At 64.1% G+C, this 19370-nt stretch carries 16 protein-coding genes and 1 tRNA gene; 7 read left to right on the top strand and 10 right to left on the bottom strand.

All coding sequences use genetic code 11. The annotated features are described in order from the left end of the window. Window positions 1-21: 21 nt before the first annotated feature. The 6 genes from CIT40_RS25865 to CIT40_RS25840 form a co-directional block, all read right to left on the bottom strand. Complete coding sequence (locus CIT40_RS25865; RefSeq protein ID WP_162307673.1) at window positions 22-1503, bottom strand: ATP-binding cassette domain-containing protein; 1482 nt, start codon at window positions 1501-1503, stop codon at window positions 22-24. Further along, on the bottom strand, window positions 1503-2429 hold the full coding sequence (locus CIT40_RS25860) for a branched-chain amino acid ABC transporter permease (RefSeq protein WP_094891092.1): 927 nt from the start codon (window positions 2427-2429) through the stop codon (window positions 1503-1505). Before CIT40_RS25860 ends, CIT40_RS25865 begins: the two co-directional genes overlap by 1 nt. A 1-nt stretch (window position 2430) precedes the next feature. After that, entirely contained in the window at window positions 2431-3306 is an 876-nt protein-coding gene (locus tag CIT40_RS25855; protein ID WP_094891093.1) for a branched-chain amino acid ABC transporter permease, read from the bottom strand. Window positions 3307-3414: 108 nt separating this feature from the next. After that, window positions 3415-4629, bottom strand: a complete 1215-nt coding sequence (locus CIT40_RS25850; RefSeq protein WP_414645432.1) for an ABC transporter substrate-binding protein — start codon at window positions 4627-4629, stop codon at window positions 3415-3417. 242 nt (window positions 4630-4871) lie between these two features. After that, window positions 4872-5981, bottom strand: a complete 1110-nt coding sequence (locus CIT40_RS25845) for an NAD(P)/FAD-dependent oxidoreductase (RefSeq protein ID WP_094891095.1) — start codon at window positions 5979-5981, stop codon at window positions 4872-4874. A gap of 156 nt (window positions 5982-6137) precedes the next feature. Continuing rightward, a complete protein-coding gene (locus CIT40_RS25840; RefSeq protein WP_094891573.1) occupies window positions 6138-7370 on the bottom strand; it encodes an SMP-30/gluconolactonase/LRE family protein in 1233 nt (410 codons plus the stop codon). 219 nt (window positions 7371-7589) lie between these two features. Between CIT40_RS25840 and CIT40_RS25835 the strand changes: the two genes are divergently transcribed. The 5 genes from CIT40_RS25835 to CIT40_RS25815 all read left to right on the top strand — a co-directional run bounded on the left by CIT40_RS25835 (window position 7590) and on the right by CIT40_RS25815 (window position 13188). Continuing rightward, window positions 7590-7853 carry a hypothetical protein gene (locus CIT40_RS25835; RefSeq protein WP_094891576.1) on the top strand — a complete coding sequence of 88 codons (264 nt, stop codon included), beginning with the start codon at window positions 7590-7592 and terminating at the stop codon, window positions 7851-7853. Between the two features lie 1430 nt (window positions 7854-9283). Beyond that, the gene (locus tag CIT40_RS25830) at window positions 9284-10846 is read left to right on the top strand and encodes a 2-isopropylmalate synthase (RefSeq protein WP_094891096.1); all 1563 of its coding nucleotides are present in this window, start codon (window positions 9284-9286) and stop codon (window positions 10844-10846) included. 284 nt (window positions 10847-11130) lie between these two features. After that, complete coding sequence (locus CIT40_RS25825) at window positions 11131-12135, top strand: TRAP transporter substrate-binding protein (protein ID WP_094891097.1); 1005 nt, start codon at window positions 11131-11133, stop codon at window positions 12133-12135. 208 nt (window positions 12136-12343) lie between these two features. Further along, on the top strand, window positions 12344-12955 hold the full coding sequence (locus CIT40_RS25820) for a Spy/CpxP family protein refolding chaperone (RefSeq protein WP_193550887.1): 612 nt from the start codon (window positions 12344-12346) through the stop codon (window positions 12953-12955). Between the two features lie 157 nt (window positions 12956-13112). Then, window positions 13113-13188, top strand: a tRNA-Lys gene (locus CIT40_RS25815). A gap of 193 nt (window positions 13189-13381) precedes the next feature. On the opposite strand, the gene CIT40_RS25810 is transcribed toward CIT40_RS25815, so the two are convergent. Further along, a complete protein-coding gene (locus CIT40_RS25810; protein ID WP_162307671.1) occupies window positions 13382-14023 on the bottom strand; it encodes a sigma-70 family RNA polymerase sigma factor in 642 nt (213 codons plus the stop codon). A gap of 243 nt (window positions 14024-14266) precedes the next feature. Between CIT40_RS25810 and CIT40_RS25805 the strand changes: the two genes are divergently transcribed. Continuing rightward, window positions 14267-14704, top strand: coding sequence for a hypothetical protein (locus CIT40_RS25805; RefSeq protein ID WP_094891099.1), 438 nt, complete (start codon window positions 14267-14269; stop codon window positions 14702-14704). A gap of 25 nt (window positions 14705-14729) precedes the next feature. On the opposite strand, the gene CIT40_RS25800 is transcribed toward CIT40_RS25805, so the two are convergent. Genes CIT40_RS25800 through CIT40_RS25790 form a run of 3 tightly spaced genes read right to left on the bottom strand, consistent with a single transcriptional unit; the run spans window position 14730 to window position 18096 of the window. Then, window positions 14730-15227: a DUF427 domain-containing protein gene (locus tag CIT40_RS25800; protein ID WP_094891100.1), complete on the bottom strand. Its 498-nt coding sequence runs from the start codon at window positions 15225-15227 to the stop codon at window positions 14730-14732. 38 nt (window positions 15228-15265) lie between these two features. Further along, window positions 15266-16780: an alpha/beta hydrolase gene (locus CIT40_RS25795; protein WP_094891101.1), complete on the bottom strand. Its 1515-nt coding sequence runs from the start codon at window positions 16778-16780 to the stop codon at window positions 15266-15268. Then, entirely contained in the window at window positions 16777-18096 is a 1320-nt protein-coding gene (locus tag CIT40_RS25790; RefSeq protein ID WP_094891102.1) for a DUF3422 family protein, read from the bottom strand. The genes CIT40_RS25795 and CIT40_RS25790 overlap by 4 nt, the downstream gene beginning before the upstream one ends. A gap of 295 nt (window positions 18097-18391) precedes the next feature. Here CIT40_RS25790 and hemC point away from each other — a divergent pair, with 295 nt between their 5' ends. Then, window positions 18392-19366 carry a hydroxymethylbilane synthase gene (gene hemC / locus CIT40_RS25785; RefSeq protein ID WP_094891103.1) on the top strand — a complete coding sequence of 325 codons (975 nt, stop codon included), beginning with the start codon at window positions 18392-18394 and terminating at the stop codon, window positions 19364-19366. Window positions 19367-19370: the final 4 nt, after the last annotated feature.

The following is a 19370-nucleotide window of genomic DNA, read 5'->3' as shown; positions in this document are numbered from 1 at the left end:
CTTCTTGTTGATATCGCGGACTTACAGAAAATCGGCGCCGGCCTCGCTTGCGAAGCGGCCGGGGTCGCCCTCCCAGACGATCCGCGCGTGCTCGAGCACGTAGACACGGTCGGCATGCGGCAGCGCGAAGGTGACGTTCTGCTCGCCGAGCAGCACGGTGATCGACGTGGTCTGCCGCAGCTTCGTCAGCGCCTTGGACAATTGCTCGAGGATGACGGGGGCAAGGCCCAGCGTCGGCTCGTCCAGGATCAGGATCTGCGGCTGCATCATCAGCGCACGGCCGATCGCCAGCATCTGCTGCTCGCCGCCGGAAAGCGTCTGTGCCATCTGGCCCTGGCGCTCCTTCAGGATCGGAAACAGCTCGAACAGCCAGGCAAGCTGGGTGGCGCGCTGGTCATCGGCGAGATGCTGCCCGCCGAGATCCAGATTCTCCCGCACGCTCATCTCGCCGAACAGTTCGCGCGATTCCGGGCACTGCACGAGGCCGCTGCGGGCGATTTTCGCCGGGCTGGTGCCGCGCAGCTTCTCTCCGCCGCGCACGATCTCGCCGTTGTAGGGCAGGAAGCCGGAGATGGTGTTGAACAGCGTGGTCTTGCCGGCGCCGTTGAGGCCTACGATCGAGACGAATTCGCCCTCGTGAACATGGATCGAGACGCTCTCCAGCGCCTGCGCCTTGCCATAGAACACGCTCACATTTTCGACCTGGAGCAGCGGTACCTTGTCCTTGAAGCTGGTCTCCGGCCGGGCATGGGTCTCGATGGCGCCGCCGAGATAGACCCGGCGGACGGTCTCGTTCTTCATGACGTCTTCGGCCTTGCCGGTGACGATCTCCTCGCCGAGATACATCGCGAGCACCCGGTCGACGAGTGCTGCGACGCTCTTGACGTTGTGATCGACCAGCATCACCGCGCGGCCCTCGTCGCGGAAGCTGCGGATCAGATCGGAGAAGATATCGACCTCGGCGCGCGTCAGTCCGGCGAACGGCTCGTCCACCAGCACGACCTTGGGATCGCGTGCGATCGCCTTCGCAAGCTCGAGCCGGCGCAAATCCGCGAAAGGAAGCGTCGGCGGGCGGCGGTGCATCACGTCGCCGAGCCCGACTCGCTCGGCGATCCATTTGGCGCGCTCGACCAGGGCCTTGTCGGGAAACAGCATCAACAGGCTGTCCGGCAGCAGCGCGACCAGAATGTTCTCCAGCACCGTCTGCCGGTTCAGCGGGCGCGAGTGCTGGAACACCATGCCAAAGCCCTTGCGCGCGATCTTGTGCGCAGGCAGGCCGGCGACGTTTTCGCCCTCGAAGATCACCTCGCCCGCGGTCGGGCGCTCGATCCCCATCACGCTCTTCATCGCGGTCGATTTGCCCGAGCCGTTGGGTCCGATCAGGCCGAAGATCTCACCGCTGTTGACCTCGAAGCCGAGGTTCTTCACCGCGGTCAGGCCACCGAAGCGCTTGGTCAGTCCGCGGACTTCGAGCACGGCACGGTTTGAAAGCCTCATATCCATCACGAACGAGCCTCGCGCGAGAGGGCCGCCCCGAGGAAGCCGCCGGGGAAGAACAGCACGACAAGGAGAGCCACGGCCGAGACGATGAAGGTCGCGAGCTCGCCGGTCGGTCGCAGGAACTCACCGGCGACGATCAGGAAGATCGCCCCCAGTGCCGCGCCGAGCACCGTGCGACGGCCGCCGAGCACGGCCGAGACGATCACGTTGACGCCGACCGCGACGTCGACGACGGTGCCGACCGAGGCGGTGCCGAAATAGAACACCAGCAGCGCGCCCGATAGGCCAGAGAAGAACGCAGAGACGACGAAGGCGGCGAGCTTGTGCTTGACGATGTTGAAGCCGAGCGCGCCGGCCTGCACCGGGTCCTGGCCGCTCGCCTGCAGCACGAGGCCGATCGGCGATTGCGACAAGCCATAGAGGATGGCCGCCGAGATCGTCATGAAGCCGAGCGCGATCCAGTAGTTCGTGCCGGCATCGATGCTGATGACATCAGGGATGGTGAGCCCGATCTCGCCGCCGGTGAGATCGGCGAACACGACGATGAAGTTCTGCAGCATCAGCACCGCGACCAGCGTGGTCAGGCCGAAATAGGGCCCGCGCACGCGCAGCGCCGGCAGCGCCAGCACGAGGCCGGCGATGACGGAGGCAGAGGCGCCCAGCACGATGCAGAGATAGACCGACCAGCCGAACTGGGCATTGAGGATGCCGGCGGTGTAGGCGCCGACACCGATCAGGAAGGTCGGGCCGAAATTCACTTCGCCTGCGAAGCCGAACAACAGGTCCCAGGCCATCGCGAACACGCCGAAATAGAAGGCGACGGTCAACAGCCCGAGCACGTAGCCGGAGACGTAGAGCGGCAGCGTTGACGCAATGACGACCAGCGCGAGCGAGATGAAGAACAGGCGCGAGGTGAAGAAGTTCGACATCTCAGCGCCTCCCCAGCAGGCCCTGGGGCCGGATGTACATCACGAATACGAGCAGCAGCAGCGCCGGGATGGTGCGATAGGCCGGCGAGACGAGGTAGGCCGTCAGCGTTTCGAGATAGCCGACCACGAAAGCGGCGATCAGCGAGCCGGAGACGCTGCCGAGGCCGCCGAGCACGACGATCGAGAACGCGCTCGCGGTCAGCGGGCCGACACTGTAGGAGCTGACGCCGAGGAACATGCCGAGCAGAACGCCGGCGATGCCGGCGAGGATGCCGTAGATCGCCCACACCACGATGTAGATGTTGGTCAGTTCCAGCCCCAGCAGCGTGACGCCGCGCGGGTTCATCGAGGCCGCCAGCACCGCCTTGCCGGTGCGGGTGCGATTCACCAGCAGCCACAGCAGCGCGATGACGAGGCAGCACACGATCGCCGTGAAGATCTCGTTCTTCGGCGTGCGCACGCCGAGGATCTCGACGACGCCCTCGACGATCGGCAACACGGTTTTGGCGTTGTTGGTGAAGAAATAGGCGATCAGCTCCTGGATCATGATGCCCCAGAGCAGGGTCCCGGTGAGGACGAAGATCTCCTTCTCCTCGTTGGGAATGCGGCGCGAATCCTGGATCGGCTTCACCACCGCGAAATAGGTGGCGAACGCGGTGAGGAGGGCGACACCGACGCCGATCAGCGCGCCGGCATAGGTGCCGACATTGAGCACGCTGGCTGCGGCCCAGGCCGCCACTGCGGCCGCGACCATGATGGCGCCGTGGGAGAGATTGAGCACGCCCGATACGCCGAAGATCAGGGTGAAGCCGGTGGCGCCGAGCGCATAGAGAGCACTGATGGCAAAGCCATCGATCAGGATCTGGAAGACTCGCATTGATGATTGGCCGCGTGGCAGCTGGCTGCCGCTATGAGGAATGGTGCTGCGGGGGGCGCCGCGAGTGGAAAGCTCCCGGGACGCGGTCCCGGGAGCACGTCCTGCGGGCTAGTTGCTGAGCTTGACGAAGCTCGGGAACTTGATGTCGACCTTCGCGACGTCCTTCGGCCAGACCGCGCTCTGCTTGCCGTCCTGCCATTGCAGCATCAGGCCGGTGATCAGGCCCTTGCCGTACTTGATCGAGTGGGTGAAGGGATCGTCCTTGCCGTAGAACTGGACGCGGCCGATGGTGCCTTCCCAGTCGGTTTTTTCCAGCGCGTCGACCAGCTTGTCGGCGTCGGTCGAGCCGGCACGCTTCACGGCATCGGCGATGTAATAGACCTCGTCATAGGCGGTGTAGCCCGCATAGGACGGATAGTTGCCGAACTTCTTCTTGAAGTTTTCCGCGAACGGGACCGACTTCGGCGTCACTGCGACGCCGGGACCGGAGACGCCCTGATAGAGCACGCCTTCGGCGGCTTGGTTGGTGTCCTTGCCGAACGTTTCGTTGGTCGCCTGCGAGGAGATACCGAACATCGGAATCGGCACCTGCTGGTTCTTCCACTGCACCGTCGGCTGCACGCCGACATGGGAAATGCCGGTGATGATCACGTCGGGCTTGGAGCCCTCGATCTTGTTGAAGATCGGCGTGAAGTCGGTGGTATCAGGCGAGAAGCGGATGTGATCGAGCACCTTCAACCCGATCTTGGGCAAGCACTCCTCGTAACCGACGTCGAGCGGCTTGGTCCAGGCGGCGTCCTCGCTCATGATGACCGCCGACTTCATGTGCATCTTGTCGACCAGCAGGTCCTTTGCGGCGTCGCAGACGGAGAGCGCCAGCGCGGCCGAGGTCAGATAGCCGTGAAACGTGTACTTGTTCTTGGCGTAATCGGCGTGGACGCTCTTGCTGATTTCGTTGGAGGCGGCGCCCGGCGTGACGAAGGGTGTCTTCAGCCGCGAGGCCCAGGGCTCCAGCGCCAGCACGACCTCGCTGATATAGCTTGCGATGACCGCGTTGACCTTGTCCTCGTTCACCGCACGCTGGAAGGCGCGCACTGAATCCGCAGACGAGGAGTGATTGTCGTAGGAGACGATCTCGATCTTGCGGCCGTCGACACCGCCGCTCGCATTGATTTCGTCGGCGGCGAGCTGCGCCGCCTGCGGAATGGACGCGCCGGCGATCGCCTGGGCTTCCGCAATCACGCCAAGCCGGATCGGATCGGCGGCAAAGGCAGCGCTGGATGCAGCCATCACCGCGCTTGTCGCGGCCGCACCGAGCGCCATTCGCAATGCAACAGAGAGTGCATTATTCATCTTGTTATCTCCCTTCGAACAGGCCTCTTGTGAGCCATTATGTCGCAACTATACCGGCGAGGGAGGTCTCGGCAAGTGAAACCGCGTTCATGATTGTGAGAGCGGGACTAAAGTCTACCGTCTGCGCAAATTGCGGGCAGGAGATGCTTCGACGGACGCGGGCATGCAGGTTACGTCGGTGGATATGCCCGGACTACAGGAACGCACGTTGTCTAGGGCCACTGCCGACGCGGCAGATCAAGTGGCGCGAGGCGAGCAGGATCGAACGGCGCGAGGTCGACGTGGCGCGTTGCCCCTTCGACGATCAGTTCCGCGAGAGCTTCGCCGGTTGCTGGGGCGTTGAGGATACCCCAGGAGCCATGGCCAGTCGCAACGTAGAGAGCTTCTTCCTGGGGCACGCGGCCAATGAGCGGCGCACCATCCGTCGTTACCGGACGATAGCATGCTTGTTTGGCGATGATCTTCTCCGGCCGGAACAGCGGCGAAAGCCGCTGCGACATTTCGAGCAGGGTGAGTCTGTCAAGCTTGCTGAACTCGGATTCCACCTCAGCCGGGTCCGTCGGGAAGGTGTCCAGGGCGGGACATGCGGTGACATAGGTGGAGCCGTCCGGGCGAGGGAAAATCTCGATGGGCCTGACTTTACCGTAAATTTCCATCTCGAGAAACAAGGCCTCTGCCGATACGTGGGGTCCTGTATCGTACAGGATGCTTGGGCTGCCTTGTGCATAGAGGGCAGGCAGACTCATCCATTTCGCGGCAAGCAGCGACCATGGACCCATGGCGATCACTACGGCGTCGGCCTCGATCACGTTGTCTTCCATGCCGACGCCCTTGACGGTGGCACAACCCGCATCGCGCACGATGCCCGTGACACAGCCAAGACGCAGCTCGGCGCCTTGCGCAATCGCGGCATTCATCATGGTCGACGTAAATTTCCCGGGATGAACGATGGCGGTCGTCTCGCTCGAGCCAATGCGCTGCGAGATGTCGATGCCATTACTGAGCCAGTCGAGTGCGGAGCGCATGGTTCGGCGCGGATCGCCATCGGGAATCACACGACCGCTATAGGCGCTCATCGGCCGGTAGCCACAATCAGCCGCAATCTCTCCGGCCAGTTGCGCGTGCAGGTCAAAGCTGCGCCGCGCCAATGCGTCGAGAGGCGTGCCTGCGCACCAGTCACGTGCCAGAAAGCCGCCGGCTTTGCCGGAGGCTGCGGCCGCCACGCCGGTCCGTTCGACGACGATGACATCGACACCGTGCCGGCAGAGGGAATAGGCGGTGCAGGCTCCGATGACGCCGCCTCCACAGATCACAACGCGCATGGTCCTTGCCCTCCAGCATGATCCGGAAAACGTATCGTGCAGTGGTCGTTCGGGAAAGGCTCGGACATCATCCGCGAACGAAATCGAGCGTGCGGGCTGAAGAAGGCAGAGAGCGCCGGCGGTTCGCGTCGGCGCCCTGCTTCATTGAGCTTCCGCTCAGCCGGGCCCTGCGCCCTGCGTCGCGGTGAACACCGCGTAGAGCGACTGGCTCGCGGCCATGAACAGGCGGTTGCGCTTGGGGCCGCCGAAGGTGATGTTGCCGCAGACTTCCGGCAGGCGGATGCGGCCGAGCAGCTTGCCCTCCGGTGACCACACCGTCACGCCGTTGTAGCCGACGGCGCGGCCGGCATTGCTGGAGGCCCAGACATTGCCGTTGACGTCGCAGCGCAGGCCGTCGGGCCCGCATTTGACGCCGTCGATCACGCAGTCGCTGAACTTCTTCACATTGGACAGCTTGTTGTCGGCGCCGACGTCGAACACGAAGATCTCGCCCTTGCCGCCCGCGCCGGTGTCGCCTGGACCTTTGCCGGTCGAGGCGACGTAGAGCTTCTTGTAATCAGGCGAGAAGCACAGCCCGTTCGGATCGGGCACCTGATCCTCGGTGACGACGAGGTCGATGCGGCCCGAGGGGTCGATGCGATAGCAATTGGTCGGCAGCTCGCGCTTGCCCGGCTGGAAGCCGGCCGGCTGTCCGATCCGCGGATTGAGCTTGCCGCCCGCATTGCTCGGGCCGCCCGCGGCATCCGGCTCGCCTTCGTAGAGCTGACCGCCATAGGGCGGATCGGTGAACCAGTAGCTGCCGTCGGGATGTGCGACGACGTCGTTCGGCGAGTTCAGCTTCTTGCCGTTGTAATTGTCGCACAGCACGGTGGCGGTGCCGTCATGCTCGTAGCGCGTCACCCGGCGGGTCAGATGCTCGCAGGAGAGCTGGCGGCCCTGGAAGTCGAAGGAATTGCCGTTGGAATTGTTGGAAGGCGTGCGAAACACGCTGACGCGGCCGTCGTCCTCGCTCCAGCGCATCTGCCGGTTGTTGGGAATGTCGCTCCACAGCAGATATCGTCCTTGCGCGCTCCACGCCGGGCCTTCTGCCCACAGCACGCCGGTGTACAGGCGCGTGATCGCGGTGTTGGGCTGCGCGAGATCGTTGAAGGAGGGATCGACTGCGATGACGTCGGGGTCCCAGAAATAAGTGGTCGGTGCGCCGTGGGGGCCGAAATCGCGCGGCGGGCTGGTGATGGTGGTCGGCGGTGCCGCGGGTCCGGTCTGGGCCAGTGCGGGACCGGCGACGGTGGCCGCGGCGCCAATCGCCAGCCCCCGGATGAGTGTTCGTCGTGAAAGCGCAGCATCCTGCTCAAGCTGCTCGTGGTCACGAGCCTGCTGGCGTGTCATCGCGTCCTCCCAATGATGTTCGGCTGGCCGGTTGATCCGGCCGAGCGGATAGGAGGTTAATGCGGTCGGAGGCCGGTTGCGAGAGGAATAGAAGCCATCCGCATGGTTGTGGGCCGCAATGTCGTCATATTCGGATGCGCCCGACGGAGCACATGTTGAGGTCATGATTTCGCGCGCATTGTCATGCAGGAACGAGCGGGCAGATAAATGGAGTCGAACGTGGGTGGCGTCATCGTATTGATCGTGTTGCTCGGGATCGCGTTCGCGGCCGGCTATTTCACGCGTGATCACATCTCCAGCAAACGACGCGCGGAAGCCCGCCGCTGGCGCGAATATAGCGAGCCGGACTGGCTCTCCGCCAACGCGCCCGCGAACACCAACGAGGTCCCGAACGCCATGACGCCAATTCCTGTCGTCACCGGTGAGCTCGGCCAGATGCTGACCCGGTGGGAGAGCAGAGCCCGAACCCGCCGCGTGAGCTAGAGCAGTCGCGGCACCCGTAGCCCGGGTGAGCGAAGCGATACCCGGGGCCGCTCGCCCGGCATCCCGCACCGTCCCGGATGTCGCTGCGCTCATCCGGGCTACGCGATCGCGCCTGTGTCGGCCTCTGTCAATCCGCCCGCGCAAAAATATTCCACTTTACCGAAATTCGGTTTCGGCGTATGTGTCGTCCATCCCGGCTCACCCAAGAGGGGCGACGTGAAGTCGTCATGTTCGCGAGCCGGGGATGCGGTGGACGCGGCAGCGTCGGCACGAGAGGTGCGGGCAGGGCGGGTAGTCCCTGTGAGCCCGAGGCTTCGTGCGGACGACGGCGCTGTCAGGCTTCGTCTCGTTCGTAAGTTTTCGGCTCTGTCGACGGAGTCGGGAATACTGCGGGCGAAATGGCGGGCCGTGCGTACGGCAAAACCGTGTGGTCCTGGCCGTCGTTGCCACGGTCAAGCTGTTCGAAGATGTGCGCGAGCCCAACCGGGTAGACGGCATCATCCAATTCGAATGGCGAGGGAGGCCAGAAGGAAAGTTCGGCTCCCGGGAGATCACGGCATAAGCCGTGCAACCATCGCGCAGGGAAGGCCGAGTGATCGGCGACACCTGTATGCTGCTGTGCGGTTCTTTCTGCGTGTGCATTTTCGCGCAGCGGACCGCGGGTGCCAGCCGGCACCCGGTCTTCCCTGCGCCCTCTTGGATTGGAGGGCGGAGCGACGAAGCAAAGCTCGGGCGAATTGCGCCGCGAGGATGCGAAGGCATGTCTGCAAGCGAGATGGTGCGGAAGAGCGATGCCCTTACGCCATACTCCGTCATTGCGAGCGCAGCGAAGCAATCCAGAATGCCTCCGCGGAGGGACTCTGGATTGCTTCGTCGCGATGGCTCCTCGCAATGACGTGTAGAGAGCATGCCCCACACCCCGCTCTCGTGCCCCGGACGCGGCGCAGCGCGCAGCGGTGCGCCGCAGGGCCGGGGCCCATCTCGCCGTCCCGCCCTGGGTCCCGGCTCTGCGCCGCAACGCCAGGCGCGTTGCAGCTTGTCCGGGACATGGAGGCTAGCGCCCCAACCAGGTCAGGCCCCCTGACCATCTTTTGGCGTTGCAGTTGCGGCTATTTCTCGTCTAGAAACGGGCCACTGAGCCCTCTGGCAACCAACCGTCAACGGTTTTGGCCGAGGATTTGTGGGCTCAAAAGGGTCTGGCAATGCTGATTCGCGGCCAAATCGATGGGATTTCGGGGGAGGTGGCTCTGGCCGCCGCCACGATCCCGGCCGCGCTGCTGCCCACCCTCCTGATTGGCGGGCTTCTTCTTACTTGCCCCTGAGGGCCGGCTGGGCGCCACGCGCCTGGGCGCTCAGGGGTTGGTCGAGATCACCGGACACCTCAAGCGCCCAGCAGACTGACGGCGCGAAAGCTCAAAAGGAATTTTGCAATGGCCCCCGCGAACAAGTCCGACAAGGACCGCGTCATCATTTTCGACACCACGCTGCGCGACGGCGAGCAGTGCCCCGGCGCCACCATGACCTTCGAGGAGAAACTCGAGGTCGCGGAGCTGCTGGACGATATGGGCGTCGACGTCATCGAGGCCGGCTTCCCGATCACCTCGCAGGGCGACTTCGAAGCGGTCAGCGAGATCGCTCGCCGCTCCAAGAACGCCGTGATCGCCGGTCTGTCCCGCGCCCATCCGGCCGATATCGACCGCTGTGCCGAAGCCGTGAAATTTGCCAAGCGCGGCCGCGTTCACACCGTGATCGCGACCTCGCCGCTGCATATGCGGGTGAAGCTGAACAAGACCCCGGAGCAGGTGCTCGAGACCTCGGTTGCCATGGTCGCGCGCGCCCGCAACCAGATCGACGACGTCGAATGGTCGGCCGAGGACGGCACCCGCAGCGAGATGGACTATCTGTGCCGTATCGTCGAGGCCGTCATCAAGGCCGGCGCCACCACGGTGAACATTCCCGACACCGTCGGCTACACGGTGCCCGAGGAATACACCCACTTCATGAGGACGCTGATCGAGCGCGTGCCGAACTCGGACAAGGCGGTGTTCTCCGTGCACTGCCATAACGATCTCGGCATGGCCGTGGCGAACTCGCTGGCCGGCATCATGGGCGGCGCGCGCCAGGTCGAGTGCACCGTCAACGGCATCGGCGAGCGCGCCGGCAACGCCGCGCTCGAAGAGATCGTGATGGCGATCAACGTCCGCAACGACAAATTCCCGTACTGGAACAAGATCGACACCACGCAGCTGACCCGCGCCTCGAAGGTGGTGTCGGCGGCGACCTCGTTCCCGGTGCAGTACAACAAGGCCATCGTCGGCCGGAACGCGTTCGCGCATGAGAGCGGCATCCACCAGGACGGCGTGCTGAAGGACGCCTCCACCTACGAGATCATGCGCCCGGAGATGGTCGGCCTGAAGCAGTCCTCGCTGGTGCTTGGCAAGCATTCCGGCCGCCATGCCTTCGTGCACAAGCTGGAGGAGATGGGCTACAAGCTCGGCCCGAACCAGCTGGAAGATGCGTTCACGCGGATGAAGGCGCTGGCCGACCGCAAGAAGGACATCTACGACGAGGACATCGAGGCGCTGGTCGACGAGGAGATGGCGGCGTCGCACGATCGCATCAAGCTGACTTCGCTGACCGTGATCGCCGGCACCCATGGCCCGCAGCGCGCGACCATGAAGCTCGACGTCGACGGCCAGATCAAGATCGAGGAGGCCGAAGGCAACGGTCCTGTCGATGCAGTGTTCAATTGCATCAAGCGCCTGGTGCCGCACGAGGCCAAGCTCGAGCTGTATCAGGTCCACGCCGTCACCGAAGGCACCGACGCGCAGGCCGAGGTCTCGGTGCGGCTGTCGCACGAGGGACGCGCGATGACGGCGCGCGCGGCGGATCCGGACACGCTGGTGGCCTCGGCCAAGGCCTATCTCGGCGCGCTCAACAAGATCGTCATGAAGCGCCAGCGCGATACCGTGACGACGGCGGCGGCGAGCTGAGGCTCGCGCGCTGCGCGCTGGCTTCGCCTCTCCCGCGTGCGGGAGAGGCCGACACGATCCCGGGCGATGCGAAGCATCGTCCCGTGGGTGGCGGGTAGGGTTTTCTCCTCCGGCGGATTGCCGCAACCCGTCCGCGAGAGGGCGCAGCGGCGTATGCGTCATTCACCATGAATACCTGCCCTGCTAACGACCAATAGCAGCGCGGACCCGCGGCTTGTATTGATGCTGTCGGCATGAGGATTGGCCGCCCGCGCGGGCGGCCCAAATAACACCAGGGAGAGATTATGCGCACCTTCGCGATCGCCGCGTCCATCGCGGCACTGGCACTCGGGCTTGCCGGGCCGGCATCGGCTCAATCGCCGATCATCATCAAGTTCAGCCATGTCGTCGCCACCGAAACGCCGAAGGGCAAGGCGGCGGAGAAGTTCAAGGAACTCGCCGAGAAGTACACCGGCGGCAAGGTCAAGGTCGAGGTCTACCCGAACTCGACGCTGTACAAGGACAAGGAAGAGCTCGAGGCGCTCCAGCTCGGCAGCGTGCAGATGCTGGCACCGTCCAACTCCAAATTCGGGCCGCTCGGCATCCGCGAGTTCGAGGTGTTCGACCTGCCCTACATCCTGCCCGACCTGAAGACGCTGCGGAAGGTGACGGAAGGCCCGCTGGGCGCGCGGCTGCTCAAGCTGCTGGATGCCAAGGGCATCACCGGCCTCGCCTATTGGGACAACGGCTTCAAGCAGATGAGCGCCAACAAGAAGTTGGTCACCCCGGCCGACTATCAGGGCGTCAAGTTCCGCATCCAGTCCTCACGCGTGCTGCAGGCCCAGTTCAAGGCGCTCAGCTCGCTGCCGCAGGTGATGGCGTTCTCCGAAGTCTACCAGGCGCTGCAGACCGGCGTGGTCGACGGCCAGGAAAACACCTGGTCGAACATCTATACCCAGAAGATGCACGAGGTGCAGAAGTACATCACCGAGACCAATCACGGCTACATCGGCTACGTCGTGATCGTGAACAAGAAGTTCTGGGACGATCTGCCGGCCGACATCCGCGACCAGCTCACCAAGGCGATGAAGGAAGCGACCGAGTTCGGCAACGCGCAGTCGCAGAAGGAGAACGACGACGCGCTCGCCGAGATCAAGAAGAGCGGCAAGAGCGAGATCATCAAGCTCACGCCGGAGCAGAACGAGGCGATGCGCAAGGCGATGGAGCCGGTCTACAAGGACGCCGCAGGCCGCATCGGCCAGCCGCTGATCGACGAGTTCCTCAAGGAAGCCAAGAGCACGACGAACTGAGCACGGCGAACTGAACTCCGAACGATGAAACGAAGGCTTCCGTGCGGTCCGCACGGAAGCCTTTTTGTTGCGAATGATTTCCGATTGCGGTTGAAGGTAAAATCGGATGTTGGAGTCCCGGCAAGGGCGCGCTTCCTGTCCAGATTGTAAGTTGCGTGTCAGCCGCGTCGCGCCCATCTTGATGGCCATCCTTCCAGAGGAGGTCCGGATGAAGAAGTTCACCATCGCCGCCATCGCCGTGCTCAGCATTGCCGGCTCGGGTGCGGTCTATGCCCAATATCACCGCCCGTGGATGGAGCACATGCGCCACCACATCCGCATGAACCCCGAGGATCGTGCCGCCCTCGTCGACGCCCGGATCGCCGCCGTCCATGCCGGGCTGAAGCTCAACGCCGACCAGGAGAAGCTGTGGCCGCCGGTCGAGGCCGCCGTGCGCGATTTCGCCAAGCTGCGCATCGACCGCGCCAATGCGCGGATGAATGCCGGCCCTGGTGATGGCGGCAGGAATGCTGACAAGGACGCCGACAGACCGGAGGATCCGGTCGCCCGCCTGCGCCAGCGCGCCGAGGACATGGGCGCGACGTCGGCGGCCCTGAAGAAGATCGCCGATGCCGCCGACCCGCTCTACAAGACCCTGGACGAGGGCCAGAAACGGCGCCTCGCCGTGCTGACCCGCCACCGCGGCCCGTTCGGCGGCGGCGAAGACGGCCCCCACCGCCGCTTCATGGAGCGCGGCATGGAGCGCGGCATGGAGCACTTCCATCACGACCGTTTCGACCGCGACGGCGGCCCCGACCGGGACCGCGAGGGCCGGCTCTGAAAAGGGCTGGATTTCGCGAGGATTAACCCTGGAGAAGCCGCTGGAATCCAGCGGCTTTTCGCTTCCTGGGGACTGTGGAAAAACCTTCATTGCATCGCTTGCCATACCCGGATCGCTTTGCTAAACGACCGACCTCGCAAGGCATTGACCGCCTTTCGGGCGCATAGCTCAGTTGGTAGAGCAGCTGACTCTTAATCAGCGGGTCCCAGGTTCGAGCCCTGGTGCGCCCACCAAAGGAAATCCTTATTTCCTGAGACCTTCGATCGTTGGTGGCCGAGAACAAATCTGGCGTGTCGGCAGCATTCTCTTGGCAACGGCGACAACGCCCGGAGGCTACGCGGCGAACAAGCGAGCTGTGCGTACGGCAAGAACGTGTGCTGTCCGTCGTCGTTACGGTCCGGTTGCGAGCGCTCGTCGTTGTGTCTGTTACGCCTGGCCGAGACCGGACACCCGCACCCCGATCCCGTCATCGCCCGGCGGCATCGCTCCGATCTGCGCCCGCACATGCATCAGTGCGCGACGCAGCCATGTCCTGATGGTGTTGACGGGGACGCCATATTGCTGGGCCAGCCGATGCCGGCTTTCACCGTGGAGATAGGCCGCGATCACCAGATGACGCCGTGTCGGTTCGAGCGTTTGCAGGGCGGACAACATGCTCTGCTGAAGCCTTGCGGTGTCGCTTTCGTTTTCCCTGCGCTCCATGCTCTCCAGCGCCGTGGGCGCGTCGGCAGGAAAGTCCAGCAAGGCCGACTGGTCGCGAAAGATTTCCCGTGATGGCCTTCGCATCGCATCGATCGCGAGATTCCTGGCGATCGTGATCATCCACATCATGGGCGAGCCCAGAGCCGAGCGATACGCAGCCGCGTTCAGCCAGATGCGAACATAGGCCTCCTGCACGATCTCCTCGGCGAGATGCCGGCGCCTGACGACCAGCAGCACGGTGGAGAACAGCTTGCGCCGCGTGGCCGCGTGCAGCTTTTCGAACGCCGGCTCGTTGCCCCCCGCCATGCGCAGCAACAGCTGCTCCAGCTCGGCCGGATCGGATCGTTCAGTGCGGAGGCCGCTCATCCTTGGCGCCATGTCATCCCCCGGGGCTGCCGGCAATTCCGTTCGACAAAGCTCTCCGATGCTGATGTAACTGTCAATTAGAGTTTACATGCGAATATGACAATTCAGGCTGAATCATTAAAAAATCGGAATAATATCCGAATTTTCAACGTCTTGGTTTGGTGGGGATCTCTGCTGATGGCCCCTTAGGAACCAAGTCCAATCGCTCCCATTGTCATCTCAATCATACAATGGAGGCTTCCCATGCAAGGCGACAACCCTATCAGCTGGCTGATGTTCTTCACCCTCGCGGCAACGACGTTCATCATCGCCGGCGCATTCATCTACTTCCTTCGCTCGCGCACCAACCGAGAAATCGCGGCGAACGCGCTTGAAGGCAACGGAAGCAGCCGCGGCGTGGCGCCGAGCGGTGCCGGCCCCGAACTGATCGGGTTCGCCGTCCTCGCATGCGCCGTGATGGGCCTGCTCACGGTCGGCTACAACGGCAAATCCCGCATGGAAACTGCTCAAGTCACCACGCCGGTCGGTGGTGCAACGACAGGCATGGCGCAGCCTGCTGGCACGCCCGATCAGCCGAAGCTCTACCAGCCGATCAATCCCGCGCCTGACACCCGTGCTGCCCCGACCTCATCGGATACCGGGACTGGGCCGGCGAACGGGTCGACCGGCCAGCCAAAGTAGGGATGACCAGCAGGAGACTCGTGCTCTACCATGCGCGAGTCCCTGCGCCACCCTTGAACGGTCCCACGATGCGTGAGGTGATCCAGCCGCCGTAGAAGTCGCCTTCCTGAGGCTGCACACGTTCGTCACCCACCCAGCACTCATCGACGCGCGAGGCATAAAAAGCCAGATGACCCGCGATATCGGCAAATTCCGGCGATGGCGAAGGATAGCTCCAGGCCGCGCGCTCGGACGTTCGGCCATCGACATCGAGCGACCAATATTTTGCGTGCCCCTTGAATTCGCACCACGAGCCGCCCGGCGTGTCCAGCAGATAGTGTCGCGCGATATCATCGGGCGGAATGTAGTAGACCGGCGGATGACTGGTCTCGAGGATGCGATAACCCGCCGTCGTATCGGCAATCGTATGTGCGTTGAAAATGACGCGCAGACGCGCACCGATTTTCTCGAGCCGCGGCGGACGGGGATAATCCCAGACGGACTCCTGTCCGGCTGAGGGTTCGATGCGCTTGGGTCTCCACATGTCTCGTCAACTCCAGCAGGAGATCGTGCGGGCAGCGCTCATCTCACGATCATCGGAAAGGTTACGGCGATTGCCCAGGCGAATACCGCAGCGTTGGCGAGCGCACCGGGCAGCGGATGTCGGGTCGCCGCATAGCTCCAGCGGCTGATCAGTCCAAAGGCCAGGAACAGCAACAGGATCGCCGGCACGATGATGACGAGGAAGAACAGCTTCATCGGATTGAGCGCCACGGCCATCGCGAGCGAAAGCAGCAAACAGAGTTTGCTGAGTGCGTAAGCGCCGCTCCGGGACTCGATGCCGCTTGTCAGCCACTCGTCGGCAATGAAGTAGGGCAGCGTCCCGCAGGCGATTGCGGCGATCAGCGGCAGACGCGCCGGGATTGGCAGGAACGAGAACACATAGGCGTCGATCGGAAGACCGAAGGCCAGGATGTTGTAAGCGGACACTGCAGCTGCTGCGATCGCGACGCGTGTCCATGCGAAAGTCGTCGCCGCGGTCGGTGGTTGACGCTTGCGCAAGTAGACCAAGAACGTGGTCGTCAGAGCGCCGTAGAGCAGAAAATGCAATGTCAGATAATCGCCGAGCAGGATCGGCAGAAAGTCAGTCGGCATCTTCCAGAGCAACAGCGGGGTCGCGATCGCCGGCAGGAGCGCGGCCGTCATCAGCGCCTTCCAGCCCAGGCTTGCGCCGGCCGGACTCGGGCTTACCGCAGGCAACATTGCGGACAGCGGCCATGCCATTGCGACGATGCCGGCAAACATCAGCGCCAGCCAGCGGCCGCGGCTGTCGACCTCCCCCTGCGGCCGGTCGCCGAAGGCCGCATTCATCCAGCGCACGGCTTCGACCATGCTGTCATGGCTGTAGAGCACGCCGATGTGTTCGACGCCGCGCGCTAGCACCAGCTTGCGGGCGGTACCGTCGGAAAAATGCCCGTAAGTCTCGCCCGGGCTGGCCGTGCCGCCTGCGGTGAGATTGACGATGCGGAGGCCTTCGTTCCTGAGCATCGCAGGCTCCAATGCGCCGACGATGACCAGCAGATTGCGCGGGCTGGCAGGTGTCACGACGGGCGAAAACACCGAGACCGCGACGGTCGCTTCGACATCCGGATGCGCTTGCGCGTACCGCACCACGATGTCGGACGCCATCGAATGTCCGAGCATCGCGAGCCGGCCGTCACTCCCGGGCAGCTTGCGTGCCGACGCCGCGACATCGGTCAATTCCTTCAGCAGGGCGGCAGTGATGGTCAGGCCCTCGTTGATATCGCCATGCATCGGGACCGGGTTGCGGCCATGGCCAAGGAAATCAAAGGTCACGGCGATATACCCGTTGCGCGCAAGCGTTTCGGCGAACGGCTGCATCAGCTGCTGCGAACCGGCAAAGCCGTGCGCGATCACGACGACCGGCGCGGGCGGGGCGGATTGCCGCCTGAAGATCGTCACCGGCGTTTCGCCGACGACGGCCTGCGTGACGTCCAGCTCCCGGCATCCTTCATGCAGTTCAAACAGCCCGATCAGGATCGCCGCGGTCGCGAGCAATCCGACGAGGAACCTCATCGATCCTCGCCGGCGATGTGCTTCCTGCGAATGCTCCGCACCGTCCACCAGATCGCAAAGCCGGCAACCGGAACGAAGGCAGCCGTCGCGACGCTGGGCTCGACGTGAAGGGTGCCGCTGTCATGCGCGGCCTTCGCAAGGTATCCGAACAGGCTCACCACGTAATAGGTGATCGCCGCGACCGACAGGCCTTCCACCGTCGCCTGTAGCCGCAGTTGCAGCCGCGTACGCGCATTCATCGACTTCAAAAGCTCCTGATTCTGCTGCTCCAGCTCGACATCGACGCGAGTGCGCAACAGGTTTGCGGCGCGTGCGAGCTTCAGCGAAAGGCTGGATTGCCGCGCCTCGGTGGTGACGCATGTGCGTAGCGCTGGCTTCATCCGGCGTGCCAGAAACGACGACCACGTCGGGAGGCCCCCGACCTTGCGTTCGCCGATGGTCTGCAAGCGTTGCTCGACGATCTCCTCATAGGCACGGCTGGCGCCGAAGCGAAACACGCTCGCGGCCGCCCCGGCTTCGACCTCGGCGGCCAGGGCGGTCAGCTCGTCGAGCAGCTTGTGGTTGGCGGCGAGGTCACCGGCTTGGCGCATCTGGTCGGTGACTTCGACGAGGCGACGTTCCGCGGCTGCGATCGACGGCGACAGCCGTTGTGTTTCCGGCAGGCCGAGCAAGGCGAGCGTGCGGTAAGTCTCGAGTTCGATCACCCGCTGGACCAGCGCTCCGGCGCGTTCGGGCGACATCTTGCGGTTGGCCACGAGGATGCGGACAAAGCCCGAAGGGCCGGGCTGGAAGTCTGTGGCGTAGAGCGCGGCGCCGTCCGAGTTCTCGGCGACCGCCAGACTGGCGTTGTCGAACAGCCGTTCCGGCGCGGTTCGTGGCAGATCCTCCGCCAGAAGATGCAGGTCGACGGCCACCAGCAGCGGGCCGGGTTGCGGCACCAGCCGCATCGGTAGCGCCAGCGACGCTGCATCCGGATGAAACGGCGCGGCAGCAGGATCGGCCGGCATTTCCCAGGTGTAGGTGGTGAATTCAGAGTGCTGCTCCCATCGCAGCACGGTGGTGCCGAACGGGGCACGATGATGCTTTTCGGCGGGCGATGGCGGTTGCAGCCCGCGCGACGTGCAGAATGCGGTGAGGTTGGCGCGGTCGACCTGTGCGCGCGGCCCCGACGTGTCGAAGGCAAAATGCACGACGCGCGATGGCACCGCAATAGGGGTGAAGGGGCGAGCATGAACCTCGCCGAGCACGGCTGAGCGCAACGCATGAGGCGTCAGCCGCACCGCGTCGCCGTCACCTATCAGGACATCCGCGCTCATCGCGATCTCGATCTCCGGTGGCCAGTTGCTTCCAAGGGGCGGTGCGATACGAGTAGCACTCCGTCGCGCCAAGCAGAAGCCGGAAGAAGTCCGGTGCGCGCCAGCAAAATAAATCTGGCGAGGTGTGAAACGCCGGATGATTGGCTCGTATATTCACTGCGGCGTTGTGTCTTGAAGTCAGCGTGTGCACCGCAAGCCGCCCTGGTTTGCATTCCGGCAACGGCTGGCCTTAATCTCTGCCCGCCGCCGCGGAGCGTCGCGCGGTTGGGATGGGAGCGTGGTGGTGGCAGTCTCGATGCGGATAGGTACGCGCAAGAGCGTCATGGCATTGGCCCAGACCGAGGATATTGCGCAGCGCCTGTCCGGTGCCGCGCCCGAATTGGGCGTCGAGGTCGTCAGGTTCGAGACCTCGGGCGATAGCGATCAGACCAGCAAGCTGCTGGTCCATGGCGGCAAGGGCGGTGCGTTCGTCGCTGACATCCGAGCCGCGGTCACATCGGGCCGGCTTCATGCCGCGATGCATTCGCTCAAGGACATGCCCGGCAATGAGGATACGCCCGGGCTCGTGATCGCCGCGACGCTGCCGCGCGATCCGCCGACCGATGCGCTGGTGCTGCGTGCCGGCCTCTCTCTCGAGGACCTCAGGCGCTCGCGCGGCAAGGGTTACCGGATCGGCACCAACGCGGTGCGGCGCGCCGCCTATGCAAGGCGGCTGTTCCCTGATATCGAGGTGATACACTTTCGCGGCGCGGCCGATACCAGAGTTCGCAAGCTGGACAATCGGGCCATGCAACGCCTGCCCGGTGGCGGCGAGGCGGGGCCGGCGGACGCTTTGATCATGGCCCGGTCCGGGCTCGAACGGATCGGTCTCGGCCATCGCATTGCTTGCGAGCTTGCGCCTTCGCAGATGTTGCCCGCGGTGGGGCAGGGTATCGTCGCGGTCGAGTGCGCGGTCAACGATTGGCGGACGCGGAAATATCTCGCGCTGATCGACGATGCCGCGGCACATCTGAGTTGCGACGCGGAACGAGAGGTTTTGTGGATCCTCAACGGTCACTGCAATTCGCCGATCGCGGGATATTCGACGATCGATGGTTCGCAGATGACGCTCACGGCTTCGGTGCTGGATGAAGCGGGTGTAGGGGAGTTTGTCGAGGTGACCCGTACGGGAGCCGCAAACCGTCCGCGCGAACTCGGTCGCGCGGTCGGGCTGGAACTGCTTCACAAGGGGGCGGCCGATATAATTGCACGTACGCGGCCGCGGCCATGAAAGG

Origin of the sequence: Bradyrhizobium amphicarpaeae, assembly GCF_002266435.3 — a bacterium.
Lineage (GTDB): Bacteria > Pseudomonadota > Alphaproteobacteria > Rhizobiales > Xanthobacteraceae > Bradyrhizobium > Bradyrhizobium amphicarpaeae.
The sequence above is the reverse complement of the archived record's forward strand: the minus strand, read 5'-3'. Positions and strand labels throughout refer to the sequence as shown.